This is a genomic window from Solirubrobacter ginsenosidimutans (genome assembly GCF_027587205.1).
The window spans coordinates 1-18302 of record NZ_JAPDOD010000020.1 but is presented as its reverse complement, the minus strand read 5'-3'; the positions used below and the strand labels follow the sequence as shown (position 1 = coordinate 18302).

Annotated in this window: 29 protein-coding genes; 3 read left to right on the top strand and 26 right to left on the bottom strand. The window is 69.3% G+C overall.

Annotated features, from left to right (window positions below; translation table 11 throughout):
- Nucleotides 1-11 precede the first annotated feature (11 nt).
- A complete protein-coding gene (locus OM076_RS20450) occupies nt 12-1073 on the top strand; it encodes a hypothetical protein (RefSeq protein WP_270041909.1) in 1062 nt (353 codons plus the stop codon).
- Nucleotides 1074-1188: 115 nt separating this feature from the next.
- Complete coding sequence (locus OM076_RS20445; RefSeq protein WP_270041908.1) at nt 1189-2139, top strand: GGDEF domain-containing protein; 951 nt, start codon at nt 1189-1191, stop codon at nt 2137-2139.
- Here the strand turns inward: OM076_RS20445 and truA are convergent.
- From truA to rpmJ, 7 genes are all read right to left on the bottom strand, one after another.
- Complete coding sequence (truA, locus tag OM076_RS20440) at nt 2105-2845, bottom strand: tRNA pseudouridine(38-40) synthase TruA (RefSeq protein WP_270042047.1); 741 nt, start codon at nt 2843-2845, stop codon at nt 2105-2107. The two genes, OM076_RS20445 and truA, sit on opposite strands and share 35 nt — an antisense overlap.
- The gene (gene rplQ, locus OM076_RS20435; protein WP_270041907.1) at nt 2842-3198 is read right to left on the bottom strand and encodes a 50S ribosomal protein L17; all 357 of its coding nucleotides are present in this window, start codon (nt 3196-3198) and stop codon (nt 2842-2844) included. Before rplQ ends, truA begins: the two co-directional genes overlap by 4 nt.
- A 7-nt stretch (nt 3199-3205) precedes the next feature.
- Nucleotides 3206-4192, bottom strand: coding sequence for a DNA-directed RNA polymerase subunit alpha (locus OM076_RS20430; protein ID WP_270041906.1), 987 nt, complete (start codon nt 4190-4192; stop codon nt 3206-3208).
- A gap of 84 nt (nt 4193-4276) precedes the next feature.
- Nucleotides 4277-4897, bottom strand: coding sequence for a 30S ribosomal protein S4 (gene rpsD, locus OM076_RS20425; protein ID WP_270041905.1), 621 nt, complete (start codon nt 4895-4897; stop codon nt 4277-4279).
- A gap of 6 nt (nt 4898-4903) precedes the next feature.
- Nucleotides 4904-5299 (bottom strand): 30S ribosomal protein S11, encoded by a 396-nt coding sequence (gene rpsK, locus OM076_RS20420; RefSeq protein ID WP_028059524.1) that lies wholly within the window; start codon nt 5297-5299, stop codon nt 4904-4906.
- Nucleotides 5299-5682 carry a 30S ribosomal protein S13 gene (gene rpsM / locus OM076_RS20415; protein ID WP_028061933.1) on the bottom strand — a complete coding sequence of 128 codons (384 nt, stop codon included), beginning with the start codon at nt 5680-5682 and terminating at the stop codon, nt 5299-5301. The genes rpsK and rpsM overlap by 1 nt, the downstream gene beginning before the upstream one ends.
- A 9-nt stretch (nt 5683-5691) precedes the next feature.
- Entirely contained in the window at nt 5692-5805 is a 114-nt protein-coding gene (rpmJ, locus tag OM076_RS20410; RefSeq protein ID WP_081685960.1) for a 50S ribosomal protein L36, read from the bottom strand.
- 213 nt (nt 5806-6018) lie between these two features.
- Between rpmJ and OM076_RS20405 the strand changes: the two genes are divergently transcribed.
- Complete coding sequence (locus tag OM076_RS20405; RefSeq protein WP_270041904.1) at nt 6019-6777, top strand: Vps62-related protein; 759 nt, start codon at nt 6019-6021, stop codon at nt 6775-6777.
- Here the strand turns inward: OM076_RS20405 and OM076_RS20400 are convergent.
- From OM076_RS20400 to OM076_RS20310, 19 genes are all read right to left on the bottom strand, one after another.
- Nucleotides 6744-8402: a carboxypeptidase-like regulatory domain-containing protein gene (locus OM076_RS20400; protein ID WP_270041903.1), complete on the bottom strand. Its 1659-nt coding sequence runs from the start codon at nt 8400-8402 to the stop codon at nt 6744-6746. The genes OM076_RS20405 and OM076_RS20400 overlap by 34 nt on opposite strands.
- Nucleotides 8386-10023, bottom strand: a complete 1638-nt coding sequence (locus OM076_RS20395; protein ID WP_270041902.1) for a carboxypeptidase-like regulatory domain-containing protein — start codon at nt 10021-10023, stop codon at nt 8386-8388. The genes OM076_RS20400 and OM076_RS20395 overlap by 17 nt, the downstream gene beginning before the upstream one ends.
- A gap of 45 nt (nt 10024-10068) precedes the next feature.
- A complete protein-coding gene (gene map, locus OM076_RS20390) occupies nt 10069-10848 on the bottom strand; it encodes a type I methionyl aminopeptidase (RefSeq protein WP_270041901.1) in 780 nt (259 codons plus the stop codon).
- A complete protein-coding gene (locus OM076_RS20385; RefSeq protein ID WP_270041900.1) occupies nt 10845-11513 on the bottom strand; it encodes an adenylate kinase in 669 nt (222 codons plus the stop codon). The genes map and OM076_RS20385 overlap by 4 nt, the downstream gene beginning before the upstream one ends.
- 2 nt (nt 11514-11515) lie before the next feature.
- Nucleotides 11516-12784, bottom strand: coding sequence for a preprotein translocase subunit SecY (gene secY / locus OM076_RS20380; RefSeq protein WP_270041899.1), 1269 nt, complete (start codon nt 12782-12784; stop codon nt 11516-11518).
- A gap of 15 nt (nt 12785-12799) precedes the next feature.
- Nucleotides 12800-13318 carry a 50S ribosomal protein L15 gene (rplO, locus tag OM076_RS20375; protein WP_270041898.1) on the bottom strand — a complete coding sequence of 173 codons (519 nt, stop codon included), beginning with the start codon at nt 13316-13318 and terminating at the stop codon, nt 12800-12802.
- A complete protein-coding gene (gene rpmD, locus OM076_RS20370) occupies nt 13315-13497 on the bottom strand; it encodes a 50S ribosomal protein L30 (protein WP_270041897.1) in 183 nt (60 codons plus the stop codon). The genes rplO and rpmD overlap by 4 nt, the downstream gene beginning before the upstream one ends.
- Nucleotides 13494-14102 carry a 30S ribosomal protein S5 gene (gene rpsE, locus OM076_RS20365; RefSeq protein WP_270041896.1) on the bottom strand — a complete coding sequence of 203 codons (609 nt, stop codon included), beginning with the start codon at nt 14100-14102 and terminating at the stop codon, nt 13494-13496. Before rpsE ends, rpmD begins: the two co-directional genes overlap by 4 nt.
- A gap of 23 nt (nt 14103-14125) precedes the next feature.
- Nucleotides 14126-14479: a 50S ribosomal protein L18 gene (rplR, locus tag OM076_RS20360; RefSeq protein WP_270041895.1), complete on the bottom strand. Its 354-nt coding sequence runs from the start codon at nt 14477-14479 to the stop codon at nt 14126-14128.
- Nucleotides 14476-15009: a 50S ribosomal protein L6 gene (gene rplF / locus OM076_RS20355; RefSeq protein ID WP_270041894.1), complete on the bottom strand. Its 534-nt coding sequence runs from the start codon at nt 15007-15009 to the stop codon at nt 14476-14478. Before rplF ends, rplR begins: the two co-directional genes overlap by 4 nt.
- A gap of 6 nt (nt 15010-15015) precedes the next feature.
- The gene (rpsH, locus tag OM076_RS20350; RefSeq protein ID WP_270041893.1) at nt 15016-15423 is read right to left on the bottom strand and encodes a 30S ribosomal protein S8; all 408 of its coding nucleotides are present in this window, start codon (nt 15421-15423) and stop codon (nt 15016-15018) included.
- A gap of 7 nt (nt 15424-15430) precedes the next feature.
- Entirely contained in the window at nt 15431-15616 is a 186-nt protein-coding gene (locus OM076_RS20345) for a type Z 30S ribosomal protein S14 (protein ID WP_270041892.1), read from the bottom strand.
- Nucleotides 15617-15647: 31 nt separating this feature from the next.
- Nucleotides 15648-16241: a 50S ribosomal protein L5 gene (gene rplE / locus OM076_RS20340; RefSeq protein WP_270041891.1), complete on the bottom strand. Its 594-nt coding sequence runs from the start codon at nt 16239-16241 to the stop codon at nt 15648-15650.
- Entirely contained in the window at nt 16241-16561 is a 321-nt protein-coding gene (gene rplX / locus OM076_RS20335) for a 50S ribosomal protein L24 (RefSeq protein ID WP_270041890.1), read from the bottom strand. The genes rplE and rplX overlap by 1 nt, the downstream gene beginning before the upstream one ends.
- Before the next feature lie 2 nt (nt 16562-16563).
- On the bottom strand, nt 16564-16932 hold the full coding sequence (gene rplN, locus OM076_RS20330; protein WP_270041888.1) for a 50S ribosomal protein L14: 369 nt from the start codon (nt 16930-16932) through the stop codon (nt 16564-16566).
- Nucleotides 16929-17504: a 30S ribosomal protein S17 gene (rpsQ, locus tag OM076_RS46910; protein ID WP_372518066.1), complete on the bottom strand. Its 576-nt coding sequence runs from the start codon at nt 17502-17504 to the stop codon at nt 16929-16931. The genes rplN and rpsQ overlap by 4 nt, the downstream gene beginning before the upstream one ends.
- Entirely contained in the window at nt 17497-17709 is a 213-nt protein-coding gene (rpmC, locus tag OM076_RS20320) for a 50S ribosomal protein L29 (RefSeq protein ID WP_270041887.1), read from the bottom strand. The genes rpsQ and rpmC overlap by 8 nt, the downstream gene beginning before the upstream one ends.
- Complete coding sequence (gene rplP, locus OM076_RS20315) at nt 17709-18125, bottom strand: 50S ribosomal protein L16 (RefSeq protein ID WP_028061951.1); 417 nt, start codon at nt 18123-18125, stop codon at nt 17709-17711. Before rplP ends, rpmC begins: the two co-directional genes overlap by 1 nt.
- Nucleotides 18112-18302, bottom strand: a 191-nt coding sequence (locus tag OM076_RS20310; RefSeq protein WP_270041886.1) for a hypothetical protein, incomplete at its 5' end; no start/stop codon positions are given. The genes OM076_RS20310 and rplP, both read right to left, overlap by 14 nt.

Sequence of the window (18302 nt, the reverse complement as noted above, 5' to 3'; positions counted from 1 at the left end):
TGGTCACTCGGATGGCACGGAAACCGGGGTGGCCGTGTGCCGTATTGCTGATCACGGGGGTGATGGCGCTGATGCTCGGCGGCCTCGCGCTCTACGGGCGTCACGCCGTGCTGGACCGAAGCGCGTTCGCCGACCGGGCGACCGGGGCCTTGGCGCAGGACGAGGTGATGGACGAGATCGCCACGCGGATCGCCGTCCGCGAGCTCGAGGCCAACCCGTCGCTCGCCGCTCGCCGGCCGGTGCTCGAGGCCGCGGTCGGCGACCTCATGCGGGAGCCGCGATTCCCCGGTGAGTTCCACGCCGGCGCGAAGACGCTGCATGACGCGCTCTTCGGCGACGGGAACCTGGCCGTGGCCGATGACGGCTCGGGCACCATGCGCGTCCGTGTGACCTCGCTGGTCCTGCCCGGCGCCGGGCGCGAACTGCAGGCCGCCGTCGCCGCCCGCTCGCCCGCCGCGGCGCGGGAGCTCGGTCCCGGGGACCCTGAGCTCTTCTCGCTCGGTGGCGGCCGGCTCGAATCGGGCCTCGTCCAGGCGGCGCCGCACGTCCGGCGGCTCACCTCACTGGCGCCGCTGGCGATCCTCCTCGGCGTGGTCCTGCTCGCGTGGGCGGCGTGGCGCGCCCCGACCCGGCGGCTCGGGCTGCGGCGGGTGGCGCTGGGGGTCGCGCTCGCCGCGGGGGCGACGGTCGCGGCCACGTCGATCGGCCGTGCCGTGGTGCTCTCGACCTTCGACACGAGCCACGGCGACGCCGTCGTAGGCACGATCTGGAGCGCCTTCCTGGAGGACCTGCGGCTCTGGGCGCTGGCGCTGGGCGCGCTCGGCGTGATCGCCGCGGCGGCCTTCGAACCGGGGGCGCCGGGCACGTGGCGACGGCTGTGGGCGACCGTGGCCGCACCCTCGGGCAGCGCGTTGCGGCTCGTCCGCGCGGCCGGTCTGGTGCTGCTCGCCGCCCTGCTCTTGTGGATGCCCGAGGTCCCGCTGGACCTCGCGCTCGTCGTTGCGGCGGGCCTGCTGGTCTTCAGCGGGGCCGCCGAGGTCGTCCGATTGGCCCAAAGGTCATTAATCCGATAGGCCGATGGGAAGGTCGCGCCCCGCGGCCGATCACTTACCCATGGACATCCCCCGACGAGTCGTTGGCGTCGCTGTGGTCGACGAACGCCCGCTTGCCGGGCGCCTCATCGGCTGGATGTTCATCGTCGGCGCGATCGTCACCACGCTCCTGCCGCTGTTCCCGGGAGCCACCGGCAAGGTCCTGACGCCGACGCTCCCGATCGGGATCGCGGCCTTGGTGTGGGGCATCGTCGCCGTCACGACGATCCACTGGCGCACGGCACCCGGCTCGGTCATGCACCTCTCGACCGTCCTGGGCGGGCTGTCGATCGCGGTCGCGACGCACGACACCGGCGGCGCGCACTCCCCCGCGCGGCTGCTGACCATGCTCGTCCTGGTCTTCGCCGCGTACTTCTTCCGCACGTCGGAGGCGTGGCCGTACCTCCCGTTCGTCCTCGCCCTCCACGAGCTGCCGCTCGCCTACGACTCCAGCGCGCTCGACACCGGCCTGGCCGGCGAGCTGCTGATCGTCGGCCCCTGCTACTGGCTGCTCGCCTGGCTGCTGATCTCCGGCAAGCGCGGAATGATCGAGCTGCGGGTCCGCGCCGACGAGCTCGCGCGCACCGACCCGCTCACCGGCCTGGCGAACCGGCGCGCGCTGATCGAGGCGATGGACGGCTCCGGCGGCCGCGCACGCGACGAGCAGGTCGGCCTGCTGATGCTCGACGTCGACGACTTCAAGGCGGTCAACACGCTGCACGGCCACCCGGGCGGCGACCGCGCGCTGGTGTTCCTGGCCGGCTGCCTGGGCGCGAGCTGCCGCGCGGGCGATCTGGCGGCGCGGCTGGGTGGCGACGAGTTCGCCGTCCTGGTCCCGGGCGCCGACGAGGCGGGAATGGAGGCGCTGGCGCACCGGCTCCTGGACGCCGTGCGGCTCGGCACCGTGCGGATCAGCGTCGGCTGGGCGATCGGGTCTCGCGGCGGCGACATGCTGCTGCAATACGCCGACACGGCGCTCGCCAACGCCAAGCGCACGGGCAAGGACCGGGTCGCTAGTTCCTCGGCCGCCGCCCCGGCCCGTAGCTGACGCCCTTCAGGTAGAGGCCGTACGGCGGCGCGGTCTTGCCCGCCCGCGAGCGCGGCGCGCCGTCGAGCAGGGAGAGGAAGTCGTCCAGCGTCCGGCGCTCTTCGGCGACCTCGAGCATCGTCCCGATCAGGATCCGGTTCATGTTGCGCATGAACGAGTCGGCCTCGATGTGGAACTCGAGGACGTCGCCGTGGCGCTCCCAGCGCGCGGAGAGGACGTCGCGCGTGAAGCGGCGGTGGTAGGTCTCCGTCGGCGTGAACGCGGTGAAGTCGTGGGTGCCGACGAGCGCCGCCGCGCAGGCCTGCAGCGCCTCGAAGTCGACGCGGTGCGGCCACCACAGCGACCGGCCGCGCTCGAACGCGGACGGGGTCCGGCGGGCGAGGACGCGGTACATGTAGCTGCGCGTGCGCGCGTCGTGGCGCGCCGAGAACTCCGGGTCGGCCACCTCGGCGGAGAGCACGACGATCTCGTCGGGGAGCACCGCGTTGACCCCGCGCAGGATGGGCGGCGGCCCGGCATAGGAGACGACCTGCCCGAGCGCGTGGACCCCGCGGTCGGTGCGGCCCGCCACGACCAGGTCGACCGGCTGGCGCAGGACGATGCTGAGGGCGTTAACGACTTCGGCGGCCACCGTTCGCAGTCCGGGCTGAAGTGCCCACCCCGCGAAGGGGCCGCCGTCGTACTCAAGAACGAGCTTGGTGGTCAGACCAGTTCGATGTAGACCATTTCCGTGCTGTCCGACATGCGCGGGCCGAGCTTGAGGATGCGGGTGTAGCCACCCGGCCGCTCGGTGTAGCGCGGAGCGATCTCCTCGAAGAGCTTGTAGATCACGCCCTTGTCGGGGTGCTGGAGGATCGAGGTCGCCTGGCGGCGCGCGTGCAGGTCGCCCTTGCGCGCGAGCGTGATCAGCTTCTCGATCTCCGGCTTGACCGCCTTGGCCTTGGCCTCGGTGGTCTTGATCCGCTCGTGGTCGATGACCTCGATGCAGAGGTTCGCGAGCAGCGCCTTGCGATGGGCGCTGTCGCGGCTCAACTTATGACGGGTCTTTTGATGGCGCATGGCTGTGTCAGTCGGTGCGCAGCGTCAGACCCCGCTGCGAGAGGGTCTCGATGACTTCGTCGATGGACTTCTTACCGAAGTTCGGGATGGCGGCAAGCTCGCCCTCCGACTTCGACACGAGGTCGCCGACCGTCTGAATTCCCGCCCGCTTGAGGCAGTTGTACGAGCGAACGCCGAGCTCGAGCTCCTCGATGAGGATGTCGTCCATCGGGCCGCCGCCACGGTTGCCGCCGCCCTGGGGCAGCATCTGGCCGCCGGGGCCGGCACCGTTGTCCAGCGCGAGGCCGGGGCCGGCGCGCAGGTCCTCGATGCGGTCTTCGTCGGTGAAGATCGACAGGCTCGAGATCAGGATCTCGGCGGCCTCGCGGAGCGCGGCCTGCGGGTCGATCGAGCCGTCGGTCTCGATGTCCAGCGTCAGCTTGTCGAAGTCGGTGCGCTGGCCGACGCGAGCCTGCTCGACCGAGTACGCGACGCGGCGCACCGGCGAGAAGATCGAGTCGATCGGGATGACGCCGATCGGCTGATCGGGCGACTTGTTCTCCTCGGCCGGACGGTAGCCGCGGCCGCGCCCGATCGTGAGATAGAGCTCCAGCTTCGTCTTCTTGTCCAGCGTGGCGATGTGCGCGTCAGGGTTGAGGATCTCAACGCCCGAAGGGAGATCGATGTCCCGCGCGGTGATCTCACCCGGCCCAGTCACGACGAGCGGCGCCTCGACCTCGGTCGCATCCGAGTGCATGCGGCACACGATGCCCTTGAGGTTGAGGACGATGTCGGTCACGTCCTCGGTGACGCCCTTGATCGTGGAGAACTCGTGCGCAACCCCTTCGATCCGGACAGAGGTCACCGCAGCGCCCGCGAGGCTGGCAAGCAGCACGCGGCGCAGCGAGTTCCCGAATGTGTAGCCGAAGCCGCGATCAAGCGGCTCAACCACGAACTGCCCGCGGTTATCTTCAACCGATTCGGACGTGATCCGGGGGATCTGGAAGTCGAGCATCAGGGTCCTAACGTCGTTCTCGTGTGGGGAGGCAAGCCCTGGCGGCGCCGGCTGCGCGGCCAGGGGGGTGGGGAGGGCTATGACCTACTTCGAGTAAAGCTCCACGATGAGCTGTTCCTGCACCGGCGCGGCGATTTCCGCGCGCTCGGGCTTCCGCAGGACCTTCGCGGTCAGCTGATCGTGGTCGGCCTGGAGCCAGGCCGGGACCTGGGCAACGAGCTCGGTGGCGTCGCGGATCACGGTCTCGGCATCGCTGCCGGGCTTGAACGTGATCACGTCGCTCTCGCGCACCTGATACGACGGGATGTCCACACGACGGCCATTGATGGCCCAGTGCCCGTGACGGATCAGCTGCCGCGCCTGACGGCGCGAAGCGGCGAAGCCGAGGCGCACGAGCACGTTGTCGAAACGGCACTCGAGCATGCGCAGCAGGTTCTCGCCCGTGATCCCGGGCTGCCGCGAAGCCTTGTCGTAGTAAATCCGGAACTGCTTTTCGAGCACGCCGTAGTAGCGGCGGGCCTTCTGCTTCTCACGCAGCTGGACCCGGTACTCGGACTGCTTCTGACGGCCGCGGCCATGGTCACCCGGCGGGTAGGACCGGCGCTCGACGCCGCACTTGTCGGTCAGGCAGCGCTCGCCCTTGAGGAACAACTTCTGTCCCTCGCGGCGGCACTGCTTGCACTGTGGAGAGGTATCGCGTGCCATGTGTTCCTAGACCCTGCGCCGCTTACGGGGGCGGCAGCCGTTGTGTGCCTGCGGGGTGACGTCCTTGACGCCCGTGACCTCGAGGCCCGCGGCCTGCAGGCTGCGGATCGCGGTCTCGCGCCCCGAACCCGGGCCCTTGACGAAGACTTCGACCTTCTGCATGCCCTGCTCGATGCCCTTGCGCGCGGCGGCGTCAGCCGTCACCTGCGCAGCGAAGGGAGTCGACTTGCGCGAGCCCTTGAACCCGGCGCCGCCGGCGGACTCCCAGGCGATGACGTTGCCTTCGCGGTCGGTCAGGGCGACGATCGTGTTGTTGAACGACGTCTTGATGTGCGCCTGGCCGATCGGGACGTTCTTCTTGACCTTGCGACGACCGCGCTGGGGGCGGCGGGGAGCGGGCATTACTTCTTACCTGCCTTCTTCTTGCCTGCCACCTGCATGCGCTTGGGACCCTTGCGCGTGCGAGCGTTCGTCTTGGTGTTCTGACCGCGCACCGGCAGGCCGCGCCGGTGGCGCAGGCCGCGATAGCACCCGATCTCCATCAGCCGTTTGATGTTCTGGCTGCGCTCGCGACGCAGGTCACCCTCGACGACGTAGTCGCGGTCGATGATGTCGCGGAGCTTTGAGACCTCGTCATCCGTGAGATCGCGTACCTTGCGGTCCGGCTCGATCCCGATTGCGGCGAGGATGTCGTTCGAGGTGGGGCGCCCGATCCCGTAGATGTAGGTCAGGCCAATCTCCACGCGCTTGTTGAGGGGGATGTTGATCCCTGCGATGCGAGCCATGCTTGATCCTTACCCCTGGCGCTGCTTGTGCCGGGGGTTCTGGCAGATCACGAGCACCCGACCGTGGCGGCGGATGATCTTGCACTTTTCACACATCGGCTTAACCGACGGTCGTACCTTCATGATCCCTTTCGGCTGATGATCCAGACGGGGTGGCTCTGGCGGCCGGGTCGGCCGCCGCTACCATGCCCCCGGAGCGGTTCACACGCAGAAGCCTCCCGGCTCCGAGCGCGACAGAGTAGATTAGCAAAGGCTCCGTTGCCGCCGGGCCGCCTGCTAAGGCCCTGCAATTCGCATGGTTCCGGGGAATGCCAGGGCACGCGATACTCCTGCTCGATGCTCACCGAAGCCGCGGTCTTGCTCGCTGCTCTTAACCCGATCGTAGTCCACGATTCGCGCGAGAGCTTCCCGCTGAGCGCCGTCGGGGGAGGCCCGCCCGCCGCGTACGGGCACGCGGTGGCGTTGCCGGACGGCGGCGCCTGGCTGCAGTACTGGCTGCATTATGACTACCAGGACCAGGATCGCGGGATCGTGCGCTCCGGCCGCCACGAGGGTGATTGGGAGCTCGTGCAGTTCCGGGTGACCGCTCGCGGGCGTCCGGTCGAGGCGGTCTACGCGCAGCACTCGGGTGCCGAGCGGTGCGGGTTCGGGTCCGTGACGCTGCGCGACGGGCGCCCGGTGGTGTTCTCCGCCCACGGCTCGCATGCGTCCTACCTGCGGGCGGGCACGCGGGATCGCATGTGGCCCGATCCCAACGATGAGGCAGACGGACGCGGCGTGGTCACGGCGCCGAGGCTCGTCGAGGTCTCGCCCAGCTCGCCGTCGTGGATGAGACGGAGCACTCCCTGGGGCGATTCGCGAGGCCGGTGGTACGTGCCGCCCGAGCAGGACTCGCCGCTCGGGCCGTTCTTCCAGCCGGGCCGCTGGGACGCGGCGGCGTTCGCGGCGTCCGCCGGCTCCTGCCGGGCGGCGTGCGATCAGGTGGGTGAGTGCGACGGGCGCGAGAAGGCGCTGACCGCGCTGCCGTTCCTGGCGTTGCTGGGATTGTTCGGGTTCCGGCGCTACCGGACCCGGACCCGCACCCGCGGCGAGTAGCCGAGGTAGAACGGATAGGAGTCGTCGCGGCGGATCCGGGCGCGGATCAAGAACGACGCGCCGCGTCCCGCCCGCAGGAAGCGATAGGTGGTCGAGAAGCGCCCCTTGGCTCCCCGCGCGCGCACCGTGCCGACCGCGCGCCACTTGCCGGCCTCGAACGCCTGCAGCTCGACGAGCTTGCCCGAGCGCGGAAGCGGCAGGCCCTTGAGGCGCCCGGAGATCCGGATCGTCCCCCGCGGGCGCACCCGCCTCGGCGTGATCGAGAGCGTTGCTGCCGCCGCCACGCGCAGCTCGACCGAATCGGCCGCGTCCGCCGCGGGAAGGAGGCGCCGGGAGCGGAACTCGAAGCGGATCGCCCGGGCGGCACCTGGCCCGGGCACGACGCTGAATCGCCCGTCGGCGTCCGTCGTGACCTCCAGCCGCGGGCCGTACTGCGTCCCGCTGCGGAGCTCGCGGTCGAGGATCTGGATCGTCGCCCCCGTGATCGGCTTGCCGGTCGCGTCCGTCAACCGGCCGCTGATCCGGGCGCTGCGGCCGTAGGCGACGTCGACGCGGCTGCGCTTGCGCGAGAACGACGCGCTGAGGCGGGCCACGGGGGTCGCGCCGCTGCCGTTGAGCGGGCCGCCGACGTCCTCGATGAACGCCGGGCTCTCGGCCACGTTGTCGCCGGCGTCGATGACCCGCACCCGCAGCGTCCGCTGCCCGCCGCTCGGGATGTTGACCGGGATCCGCTCGCCGGAGAGCGTCAGCGGACACGGCGCGGCGTAGGAGTGATCGCACGCGAAGTCGCGCCCGCCGACGACCTGCGCGGTGCCGGAGGAGACGTCGATGACCTCCGCGCGCCTGATGCCGGTGTTGTCGGCCGCGTCGAACGCCACCGGCTCGTCGCCCACGAGCATCGCTCCCGCCGCCGGCACGGTGGGCGTGACACGGTCGATCCGGGGCGCCACGGGGTCGTTGAGCGTGACGGTCGCGCCGCGGATGGCGAAGCTGATGTAGCCCGGCCCCTCCGTGTCGTCGGTCATCAGCGAGCAGCCGTTGCCCGCGCAGCCGATCCCGGCCCGCAGGATGGTGCCGTCACCGTGGTACTCGCGACCCATGGCGTAGTCCTGCAGCGAGACGTCGCCCGTCCGGTCCACCTTCCCGCCCGTGGCGTCCCACGCACCGACCGCCGTGGGCGGGCCCTGGATCGCGGCGTCGTTGGCGCCGGTGCCCTCGAGCGGGATGCCGCCGATCATCGCGTAGGAGCTCAGGAACGCGCCGTAGCCGGCGGGCGCGCCGTCGGTCGGGTTGAAGTGGCGCAGGCTGCGGTTCCAGCGAAAGCCGACGATCGTCGTTTGAGGCGCGGCCTGGAATGTCAGCTGCGCGCCGCGGTAGACGCCGTACGTCTGCCCGTTGGGGCTCGAGATCGAGAACTCCGGGTTGGCGTCCGCGAGGTTGCAGTCGCGCGCGATGAAGTCGCCTGCGGTCGTGTAGAGCGTCCACGAGTGGTTGGCGAACCGGCCCGCCGGCGTGTTGCAGGCGTAGACGTCGTACGTCCCCGCCGACGCGCTCGGCGCGAGCGCGAGGCAGGCGAGCACCGCCGCGGCCGCGGCGGCCGCCAGGCGCTCAGCGAACCCGGACACGGACGCGCGGCGAGTAGCCGAGGTAGTACGGGTACGAGTCGTCGCGGCGGATCCGGGCACGGATCAGGAAGGATGCGCCGCTGCCCGCCCGCAGGAACCGGTACCGGCTCGTGAAGCGGGCGTTCTTGCGCGCGCGGGCGGTGTCGAACGTGCGCCACTTACCGCTCTCGAACGCCTGCAGGTCCACGACCTTGCCCGACCGCGGGAGCGGCAGGCCCCGCAGCCGCCCCGAGATCGTGATCGTCCCGCGCGGCCGCACCCGCTTCGGGGAGATCCTGAGACTCGCCCCGGCCGCGACCCGCAGCTCGACCCTGGTCGCGGCGCTCGGCGCGCTCAGCGCCTTCCGGAAGCGATATTCGAAGCGGATCGCCCGCGCCGTCCCGGGCCCGGGCAGCACGCCGAATCTTCCGTCGGCGTCCGTCGTGACCTCCAGCCGCGGCGCGTAGGTCGTCCGGGCGCTCAGCGCCCGATCGAGCACCTGGATCGTCGCCCCGGCGATCGGCGTGCCCGCCGCGTCGGTCAGCCGCCCGCGAACGCTCGCCCGCCCGCCGTAGGCGACGTCGATGCTCTTGCGCCGGTTGCGCGCGAAGGTCGCCGTCAGCTTCGCGCTCGGGTCCGGCGGCGACCCGTTCGCCGCGCCGCTCACCAGCACGCCGAAGGCCGCCGACGCCGCGGTGTTCCCGCCCGCATCGGTGACCCGCAGCTGCAGCAGGCGATTCCCGGCCGGCAGCCCGCTCGGCGTGATCTCCGCCCCCGTCGCCTGCGGGCACGGCGCGGGATACGAGTAGTCGCAGGCGAACTCACGCGAGCCGATCACGATCTCGCTCGCACCCGACGTCACGTCGACGAGCTGCGCCGACTTGATCCCCGAGTTGTCCCTCGCGTCGAACGCCAGCGGCTCATCGCCACCGACGAACCCACCGGCCGCGAGCCCCGCCGGCACCACCCGCCCGATCTCCGGCTTCGTCGGGTCATTGACCGTGACGGTGGCGGAGAAGATCTGCGCCAGGATCGACCCGGCCGCGCCCGCGCCGTTGGTCCAGAGAGTGCACGGTGTCGTGTGGCACCCGACCGTGTACCGCAGGAAGGTCGCGTCCCCCTTGTAGCCCGCGAGCGCCGCGAACGAGCCTCGCGTCACGACCGGGTCGACGGTCTGCCAGGCCTCGCCACCCGCATACCATCGATCGCTCAGTCCTGCCTGCACCGCCGGGTCCTGCTGCCCTGTCAGCTCGAACGGCACCGAGCCGAGCTGCCCAAGGTCGTACAGCTTCTTGCGCGCGGGGTCGTTGTCGACCGGGTTGAACTCGAACAGGAACCGCTGCAGTCGGAACTCGGCGATGGTCGCGCCAGCCGGCGCGCTGAACGTCATCGAAACGTTCTCGCCCGGTTCGTACAGCCGGTTCGCATTCGCGTCGAGGAACATCGTGCCGCCAGGTGCAGAGCACGTCCCGGTCGTGAACTGCGACGCAGCCTTGATGTCCCACGAGTGGTTCGTGAACGTCCCCGCGGGCGTGTCGCACGCGTACACGTCATACGTCCCCGCCCGAGCCGCAGGCGCGCCGATCCCCATCAGCGCGAGCACCAAAAAGGCCGCCATCCAGCCGCCGCTCCGTCGATCCATCGGACGGAATGATGCCACGGCTGCGCTACGGCGCAGCCGCCAGAACTAGGCCGCGGCGGCGGGCTGCGCTTCGGGGTGGTGCCAGGGGGTGAGGATGCGGGGGCCGGCCGCGGTGATGGCGATGGTGAACTCGAAGTGGGCGGCGAGCGAGCCGTCCTGCGAGTAGATCGCCCAGCCGTCGTCGCCCATGCGGACCATGTGGCGGCCGACGTTGACCATCGGCTCGACGGCGAGGACCATGCCCTCTTTGAGCTCGACGCCCTTGCCCGGGGCTCCGTAGTTGGGGACCTGGGGCTCCTCGTGCATGTCGCGGCCGATGCCGTGGCCGACCAAAGACTTGACGATCGACAATCCCGCCGACTCGACGTGCTCCTGAACGGCGTGGGAGACGTCGCCCAGCCGATTGCCGACGCGGCACTGCTCGACCGCGGCGAACAGCGCGCCCTCGGTCACGTCCAGCAGCTTCATCGCGACCGGTGAGACGTCGCCGACCGGGAAGGTGCGGGCGGCGTCGGCGACCCAGCCGTCCTTCACCACGCCGATGTCGACGGAGATGATGTCGCCGCGCTGGAGCTTGTACTTGCCCGGGATGCCGTGGACGACCATGTCGTTCGGCGAAGCGCAGATCGAGCCCTTGAAACCCTTGTAGCCCTTGAAGGCGGGTGTGGCGCCCTGGGAGCGGATGAACTTCTCCGCCGCCTGGTCGAGGTCCAGCGTGGTGACGCCCGGCCGGATCTTGCCCGCAAGGAGATCCATGGTTCGCACCAGGATCTCGCCCGCAGCCGCCATCATCTCGATCTCGGCCGGGGACTTGCGGATGATCACAGCCGTTCCTCCAACCGCAGCGTCGCGAGCGTCGCGCGGATGTGGTCGTGCACCTCCGTCTTGTCCCGCGTGCCGTCGAAGCGACGCAGCAGACCGCGCTCGTCGTAGTAGTCCTTCAGCGGCTCGGTCATCTTGTGGTACGTCTTCAGGCGCTTCTTGACGGTCTCGGGCTCGTCGTCCTTGCGCTGGAAAAGCGGCTTGCCGTCCTGGTCGCAGACATTGTCGTGCTTGGGCGGGTCGAAGTCCACGTGGTACAGGTGCCCGTTGGAGCACTGGCGGCGACCGGACAGCCGGGCGAGCACGACGTCGTCGGACGCGTCGATGCTCAAAGCGGCGGTGAGCCGGCGCCCGAGCTTGTCGAGCTCCTCGCTCAGCGCGTCGGCCTGGCCGACCGTGCGCGGGAAGCCGTCGAGCAGGAACCCGTCGTCGCCGTCTTCCTCGACCTTGTCCAGGATCATGGAGATGATGAGCTCGTCCGGGACGAGATCGCCGTTGTCCATGTACTCCTTGGCCTTCAGGCCGAGCTCGGTGCCGTTCTCCTTGTGCTCGCGCAGGAGGTCGCCGGTGCCGATGTAGGGCAGCCCGAAGTCCTCGCGCAGCCGCGCGGCCTGGGTGCCCTTACCGGCCCCGGGGGGCCCGAGGAGAATGAGATTCAGCTCGCTCATGCCTACTTCAGGAAGCCTTCGTAGTTGCGCATCATCAACTGTGCCTCCAGCTGCTTCATGGTGTCGAGGGCCACGCCGACGACGATCAGGAGCGAGGTACCGCCGAAGTAGAAGCTCGACGGCGCGTTGGTGGAGGCGATGATGATGGTCGGGAGCGCGGCCACGGACGCGAGGTACAGGGCTCCCGGGAAGGTCAACCGCGCGAGGATCCGGTCCAGGAACTCGGCCGTCGGCCGGCCTGGGCGAACACCCGGAATGAACCCGCCGTACTTCTTCAGGTTGTCCGCCTGGTCGACCGGGTTGAAGGTGACCGCGGTGTAGAAGTACGTGAAGACGATGATCATCAGCGTCTCGCCGAGCACGTAGGCCCAGCCGCCGGGGTTGAAGAAGGTCGCGAGACCCTCCAGACCCGGGACGAGCTGCCCGATCGTGGGCGGGAACGCCATGATCGAGGCGGCGAAGATGACCGGGATCACGCCCGCCATGTTCACGCGCAGCGGGAGGTACGTCTGCCCGCCGGAGCTCATGCGACGGCCGATCACGCGCTTGGCGTACTGGATCGGGATCCGGCGCTGGCCTTCCTGGATGAACACGACCGCCGCGACCACGCCGATGGCGAGGAACGGCATGATGATCTTGAAGACCGGGTCAGGGTTCGTCCACCACGTCTGGATGCCGTGCGGCAGGCGGGCGACGATCGAGGCGAAGATCATCAGCGAGATGCCGTTGCCGATGCCGCGCTGGGTGATCAGCTCGCCCATCCACATCACCAGCACCGACCCGGCCGTCAGACACAGCACGACGAGGATCACGGTGCCCGCGTTGAAGTTCTCGAACACCGGCGTGCCGCCGGCGGAGCCCTGCGAGCGGAAGAGGAACGTGTAGCCGACGGCCTGGGCGGCAGCCAGGCCGACCGTCAGGTAGCGCGTGTACTGCGTGATCCGCGCCTGCCCGACCTCGCCTTCCTTCTGGAGCTTCTCCAGGGCGGGCGAGACGACGACCAGCAGCTGCAGGATGATCGATGCCGTGATGTACGGCATGATCCCGAGCGCGAACAGGGCGATGCGCGAGAGCCCACCGCCCGTGAACGTGTTCAGCAGCCCAAGCACGCCGTTGGCGTAGTTGTTCTGGATGTCGTCGACGGCCTGGGTGTTCACGCCCGGGACGGGAATGAACGACCCGAGCCGGTAGACGGCCAGCACGGCCATCGTGAACAGGATCTTGTTGCGGATCTCCGCGACCCGGAACGAACTGAAGATCGTGGAGATCATGACGTTGCCGCTCGCTTAGTCTTCGATGAGAAGGCAGGTGCCGCCGGCACCCTCGATCGACGAGCGAGCGCTCGCCGAGAACTTGTGGGCGCTCACGCTGAACTTCTTCGTCAGCTCGCCGCGGCCGAGGATCTTGACCGGCACGTCGCGCGTCTTGGCCAGACCCGTCGACTTGAGCTCGGCGAGACCGATCGCGGCGCCGTCGTCGAAGCGCGCCTCGAGATCGTCCAGGTTCACGTGCTGCGTGTGCGTCCGGAACATCTCGAACGGCATCGACATCTTCTTGTTCGGGCCGCGCAGCTTGCGCATCCGCATGTGGAGCGGGTTCTGACCGCCCTCGAAGCGGGCGCGCTGCTTGGCGCCGGCGCGCGAGTTGTAGCCCTTGTGGCCACGACCCGAGGTCTTGCCGTGACCGGAGCCATGGCCGCGACCGACGCGCTTGCGGTCCTTCTTGGAGCCGGGAGCCGGCTTCAGCGAATGGAGCCCGACGCCCTCGGCGCGGAGCTCCTCGTTGACGGCGTCCTGCTCACTCATGACTTCTCCTCGACAACAACGAGATGGCGGACGGCGTGGACCATGCCGCGCAGCGGCTCGGAGTCCGGGCGCTCCACCTTCTTACCGATGCCGCGCAGGCCGAGCGAGCGCAGCGTGTCCCGCTGACGGCCGTTGGTGCCGTTGGCGGACTTCACCTGGGTGATGACGAGCGTGCTCATGCGGGCGCGACCTCCTCAGCGGCCTCGGCCTCGGTCTCGGCCGGAGCCTCCTCGGAGACGGGCGCCTCGGCCACGACGGGCGGCTTGCCGCCCAGGCCGAGGACCTTGTCGACGGAGATGCCGCGCAGGGCGGCGATCTCCTCCGGCTTACGCAGGTCCTGCAGACCGGCGATGGTCGCCTTGACCAGGTTGATCGGGTTCTGGGAGCCGAGCGACTTCGAGAGGATGTCGTGGATCCCGGCGAGCTCGAGCACCGCGCGCACGCCGCCACCGGCGATGACGCCGGTACCGGGGGACGCGGGCTTCAGGAAGACGCGGCCGGAGCCGAAGATGCCCGTGGTCTGATGGGTGATCGTCGAGCCGTGACGCGGAACCTTGAACAGGTTCTTCTTCGCGCGCTCAACGCCCTTCTGAATGGCCAGTGGGACCTCGTTGGCCTTGCCGTAGCCAACACCCACCACGCCGTTCTCGTCGCCGACGACGACCAGCGCGGTGAACGAGAACCGCCGGCCGCCCTTGACGACCTTGGCGACGCGGTTGATCTCGACGACGCGTTCCTGGAGGTCGAAGCCGGAGGCTGAGATTGATCGATCGGGGGCTGCCATGGAGTCCTTCGAGGGTAGCGGTCTTAGAAGGTGAGGCCGCCCTCGCGGGCGCCCTCGGCCAGGGCCTTGACACGGCCGTGGTACTGGTAGCCGCCGCGATCGAACACGGCGGAGTCGATGCCTGCGGCCTTGGCACGCGAAGCGAGCAGCTTGCCCAGCTCCGTGGCCTGCTCCATCGGCTTGAGGGAGCGCACCTCGGCCTCGGTCCACTGGACCGCGGTGAGGGTACGACCCGCTTCGTCGTCGATGAGCTGGGCGAAGAGGCCGCGATTGGAACGGAACACCGAGATCCGGGGACGCTCGGCGGTGCCGTGCACCTTCGCGCGGACGCGACGGCGGCGCTTGAGGCGCCGCGTGGGGGGCGACAGAACGGTCATGCGCGCTTACCGACCTTCCGGGCGACGTACTCGCCCTGGTAACGGACACCCTTGCCCTTGTAGGGCTCCGGGGGCCGCTGCTTGCGGATGATCGCCGCGATCTCGCCGACAACCTGCTTGTTGTTGCCCTTGACGATGATGCGCGTCGGGATCGGAACCTCGAACTCGATGCCCTCCGGCGCCTTGATCGGCACCGGGTGCGAGTAGCCCAGGGCGAGCTCGAGATCGCGGCCCTTCAAGAGCGCGCGGTAACCGACGCCCTGGATCTCCAGCGTCTTCGTGAAGCCGTTGGTGACACCCTCGACCATGTTCGCGATCAGCGATCGCGTCAGGCCGTGCAGGGCGCGGTGCTCAGCGCGGTCCGTCGGGCGGGTGACGAGCAGGTTGCCGTCCTCCTGGACCACCTCGATCGCGCGGTTCTTGCGCTCCTCGAGGTTGCCCCGCGGCCCGTTCACACGCACGACCTCAGGCTCCACCGTCACGGTGACGGTCGAGGGGACGGGAATGGGTTTTCTACCGATGCGGGACATGCGTGCCTACCAGACCTCGGCGACGACCTCGCCGCCGACGCCCGCTGCGCGGGCCTCGTGGCCGGTCATGACGCCGTGCGAAGTGGACAGGATCGTGGTGCCCATGCCGCCCAGGACCTTCGGGATGTGCTTCGAATCCACGTAGCGCCGCTGGCCGGGACGGGACACCCGGCGCAGGCCGGAGATCACCGAAGTCCGGTTCTCAGTGTACTTGAGCTTCACGAGGATCTTGTCGGCGGCGGAGCCGGGCACGCCCGGAGCCTCGTCGAAGCCCTCGATGTATCCCTGCTCGGTCAGGATGCGGGCCATTTCGCGCTTGAGCCGGCTGGAGGGGATCTCCACCGTCTCGTGCGCGGCCATGATGCCGTTCCGGATCCGGGTCAGGAAGTCGGCGATGGGGTCGGTCATCGACATGATGCGACTACCAGCTCGACTTGGTCATGCCGGGGATGAAGCCGTTGTGCGCCAGCTCGCGCAGGCACACGCGGCACAGGCCGAACTTGCGGTACACGGCGCGCGGGCGACCGCAACGCCGACAACGCGACTGCGAGCGCGTCATGTACTTCGGCGTGCGGTTTGCCGCGACTTTCTTGGAGGTCTTAGCCATTCGAGAAGTTCTCTCTTGGTCGGTTAGCTATTTACGCCGCGACGGGCTCGCCGGAACGGATGCTCTCGTACTGCTTCGGGCGGCCATCGCGCGCAAAGGGGAGGCCGAGCGCGTCGAGCAGCGTGAAGGCCTCGGCGTTGCTCTGAGCGGTCGTCGTGAACGCGACGTCCAAGCCCCGGACCTGATCGACCGTGTCGTAATCGATCTCGGGGAAGATGACGTGTTCCTTGACGCCCATGTTGTAGTTGCCGCGGCCGTCGAACGACTTCGGGTTCAGGCCGCGGAAGTCACGCATGCGCGGCAGCGCGACGGACGTGAGGCGGTCGACGAACTCGTAGGCGCGGACGTCGCGCAGCGTGACCGTCAGGCCGACCGGCATGCCCTCGCGAAGCTTGAAGTTGGCGACGGACTTGCGGGCCCGCCGGATGTTCGGCTTCTGTCCCGCGATGTCCGCGAGCTGGCCGATGGCCAGCTCGAGCATCTTGGAGTCCTGCTTGGCCTCGCCGACGCCCATGTTGAGCGTCACCTTGAGCAGGCGCGGGGCCTGCATCGGCGTCGAGTATCCGAACTTCGCCATCAGGGCGTCGCGGATCTCGTCGTTGTATCGGTCCTTGAGGCGTGCCATCAGTCGAGCTCTGCTCCGGAGCGGCGGGCGATGCGGACGCGCTTGCCCTGCTCGTTGGTCGAATGGCCCACGCGGGTGGGCTTGTGGTCCTTCGGGTCCACGATGGCCACGTTGGAGACGTGGATCGGGCCTTCCTTCTCGATCACCCCGACCTGCAGGTTGGGACGGCCGGCGACCGGGCGCTGGTGGCGCTTGATCATGTTCAGGCCTTCGACGTACACGCGGCCCTTGTCGGGCTCGACGCGAATGACCTTGCCGATCTTGCCCTTGTCCTTGCCCGAGATGACGATCACGTTGTCGTCGTGGCGGATCTTCGCCATGTCTAGAGCACCTCCGGGGCGAGCGACACGATCTTCATGAAGCCGCCGTCGCGCAGCTCGCGCGCCACCGGGCCGAAGATGCGCGTGCCGCGCGGGTTGTTCTGGGCGTCGATGATCACGGCCGCGTTCTCGTCGAACGCGATGTAGGTGCCGTCGTCACGCCCGAATTCCTTCTTCGTGCGCACGACCACGGCCTTGACCACGTCGCCCTTCTTGACGGTCCCGTTCGGGTTGGCCGCCTTGACCGTCGCCACGATGATGTCCCCCACGCCCGCGTAGCGGCGGCGCGAGCCGCCCATGACGCGAATCGTGAGGATCTCGCGCGCGCCGGTGTTGTCGGCGACGCGCAGACGGGTCTCGTTCTGGATCATCGGGCACGCTCCAGCACATCCAGCAGCCGCCAGCGCTTCATCCGCGACATCGGCCGGCATTCCTGGATGCGGACGGTGTCACCGGCGTTGGCGTTGTTGCTCTCGTCGTGCGCGTGGAGCGTGACGGAGCTGCGGAGGATCTTGTGGTAGCGCTTGTGCCGGCGCGCGATGTCCACGCGCACGGTGATCGTCTTGTCCGCCTTGGAGGACACGACGATGCCCTGACGCACCTTCGGACGGCCGGGACCATGCTCGGGAGCGTGCTCTTCGACCGCGGCAGGCGCGGCGGCACGCACCTCGGCGCGCTTGACCTTCTGCTTGGCGCGGTACGCGCGGCGCTGACGCGCGTTGCGCTCCTTGTGCGCCGCGCGGTCGGCCAGGCGGTCCTCGAGCGTACGCGGAGCGTTCCCCGCCGGCTCGGCCTTGGCAGCGCGCTTGGCGGCGTTGCGCTCCTTGCGCGTCCCCGACTCGTCGGCAGCAGCGGTGGTCGTCTCTTCAGAGGCCGTCGCTTCGGCGGTCGCCTCGGAGGAGACCTCCTCCACGTTTTCAGTTGTCTCTTCGGATTCAGCCATCGTTCTTCTGGGTCGGATCGACGCCGCGCTGACGCGCGACGGTGAGGGCACGAGCAAGGTCGCGCTTGGCGGTGCGCATGCCCGCCGTGTTCTCCAGCTCGCCGGTGGCGTGCTGGAGACGCAGGCCGAACAGCTCACGCCGCTGGGTGGCGACGTGCGTGCGCAGTTCCTTGTCGCTGAGGTCGCGGAGCTCGGTCGACTTCATCACTGACCGTCCTCTCGCAACACGAACTTGGTCTTCACAGGCAGCTTATGACCCGCGAGGCGCATGGCCTCGCGAGCGAGATCCTCCGGCACGCCGGAGAGCTCGAACATGACGCGGCCCGGCTTGACGACGGCAACCCAGCCTTCGGGGTTGCCCTTACCGGAACCCATGCGGGTCTCGGCCGGCTTCTTGGTGAAGGCCTTGTCCGGGAAGACGTTGATCCACACCTTGCCGCCACGCTTGATCTTGCGGGTCATCGCGATACGAGCAGCCTCGATCTGGCGGTTGGTGAGCCAACCCGCCTCGAGGGCCTTCAGGCCGTAATCGCCGAAGGCGACCGTCTGCTGGCCCCGCGAGAGGCCATGCCGGCGCCCGCGATGCACCTTGCGGAACTTGACGCGCTTAGGAGACAGCATTAGCGAGAGATCCCTCCGGAAAGGTCGGGACGTCCGCCGCCGCGGCCACCCTGGCCGCCGCCGCCACGCCCGCCACCGCCGCCGAAGCCGCCTCCGCCGCCACGGCCACCGCCGCCGCCGAAGCCGCCTCCGCCGCCACGGCCACCGCCGCCACCGCCGCCGCCGAAGCCACCTCCG